Consider the following 1,955-nt stretch of genomic DNA (forward strand, 5'->3'; position numbering starts at 1 on the left):
ATAATAATTGTAATAAAAATACCGAAAATAAAAAATAGTTTTACATATTGAAAGTATTATGCAATTTATATATAATTGGATTGAAAATTTTATTTTACAATGACTTAACTTTTAATGTTTTAATAATTTATTAAAATTAAACAAAGGAGATTATTATGGATGCTGTGGTTTTATCTAAAATTATTATAAAAAAATGTAACGATAAAAATATTCCAATGAGCATTACTAAATTGCATAAATTATTATACATTGTATATGGGACATATCTTATTGTAAAAAAGAAACCTCTGTTTAATAATGATGTAGATAACTGCCCTTCTTGTTTTGAGCATGGCCCGCTTTTCAAATCGGTTCAAAGAGAATATAAAAATGGAAATATAGATTTTGAAGATAAAAAATTTGAAGATAGTAGTATTGATAGTAATATATTAAATATTATTGATATAGTTATAAAAGAATTTGGAGCGTATTCTGCCAAAGCTTTGTCTAATTGGTCTCATAGGAAAGGAAGCGCATGGGATAGAGCTGAAAAAGAAGATGAAGATAGATGGGGAAATATCATAAAAGACGAATACATAAAAGACGAATTTAAAAATATTGTTAAGTTAGGAACAAATGGATAACAACCAAAATATCGGTTTTGATAAACAGGGAATAAAAGAACCAATCGATATAATAGACTCTGAGATAGATATTAATGTTGAAGAAAAAAAGCAAAATATAAAAAATATAGAAAGCGATAGAAAATTAAAAAAGAATACTCAGGAATTTATAAAAAGAATATTGTCTTTATGTGTTGAATTCACAGTGTTTATAATATCATTAAATGCAATTTTAAAATTTTTAACAGGTAAAGAACTATATTCTGAATGGTTTTTATCCGTATTAATCGGCTCTCAATTAATAATTCTGCCATTTTCTTTGCTATTCATAGTGGCTAAACATTTATTTCCAAATAAGGATAAATAAGCTATAATATTATATAAGGATTTACTATGCTTAAAAAAATTAAAGAATATTTTAACAAAAGAAAAGAAGCAAAATTTAAAGCTGATATGACAGACGCTAAAATATATTCTGAACGATTGAGAAAATTATACCCTGATTTAGATATAGATTGGGATTATTCTGAAGAAAAATACGATGAATATGGGAATGCTTATAGAGATAAAGAAATTATAGCAATAGTAGCATGCTCCGATTATTGTATTGATGATGATAAAGCTATCAAACAGTTTGTTGAAAATGGCGGTATATTAATTTGGATTAATGATTTTGATATGTATAAGAAAGTTAAATACTTAAAAAAGAAAAATATAGATTATTTATTAATCCAAGATAAAAGTGAATTAAGGTATAATAATAAAAATATGAATATATTTGATTCAGAGAGCGAAAATGACTTATATGGCGAACCTGAAATAGAGTGTAAAGAATTTGTTAAAAATGGAGGATTGATTATCTATTTAAATGATAAAAATCGTGATAAAAAAATAGAAATATTAGACAAAAAAGGAATACCTTTTATGCTTGTTTCAGAAGAGCGCTATTTGGAGTTCAATAATGAAAATAGAAGAATTGATTGGCAGAAGGAACTATGAGAAGAGATTAAAGGAAAATCCAAGCGAATATGGATACCCTACTTCTTTAAAAACTCAAAGAACAAAACTTTCTAATTTATTACAAGAATCAATAAATAGAAAAACGAATTCTTATAAAAATAATATCATTCCAATTATGTATATAGATACAAATAAGAAAAATAAATCAGGTGAAGACATAATAGCATTAACTAAAAAATCTAAAAGCAATAATGATTTACCTTATACAGAATATTATAGAGGCGCATTAAATAAACCATTAGCTAGAACGCGAACAACCGTAGGACATGAATTAGGACATGCTAAATATCATATATACATGAAAGAATTAAATAGTAAACTTGAGGATGCTGA

At 25.0% G+C, this 1,955-nt stretch carries 4 protein-coding genes; all 4 read left to right on the plus strand.

Annotated features, from left to right (window positions below):
• Nucleotides 1–155: 155 nt before the first annotated feature.
• Nucleotides 156–623 (plus strand): Panacea domain-containing protein, encoded by a 468-nt coding sequence (locus tag Q0H31_RS13110; RefSeq protein ID WP_288679744.1) that lies wholly within the window; start codon nucleotides 156–158, stop codon nucleotides 621–623.
• The gene (locus tag Q0H31_RS13115; RefSeq protein ID WP_295298911.1) at nucleotides 616–969 is read left to right on the plus strand and encodes a hypothetical protein; all 354 of its coding nucleotides are present in this window, start codon (nucleotides 616–618) and stop codon (nucleotides 967–969) included. Before Q0H31_RS13110 ends, Q0H31_RS13115 begins: the two co-directional genes overlap by 8 nt.
• Before the next feature lie 26 nt (nucleotides 970–995).
• Entirely contained in the window at nucleotides 996–1,601 is a 606-nt protein-coding gene (locus tag Q0H31_RS13120) for a hypothetical protein (protein ID WP_288679742.1), read from the plus strand.
• The coding region (locus Q0H31_RS13125) for a hypothetical protein (protein ID WP_295298915.1) at nucleotides 1,579–1,955 on the plus strand (377 nt) is incomplete at its 3' end. The genes Q0H31_RS13120 and Q0H31_RS13125, both read left to right, overlap by 23 nt.

Source organism: uncultured Brachyspira sp. (assembly GCF_934747485.1).
Classification (GTDB): Bacteria; Spirochaetota; Brachyspiria; order Brachyspirales; family Brachyspiraceae; genus Brachyspira.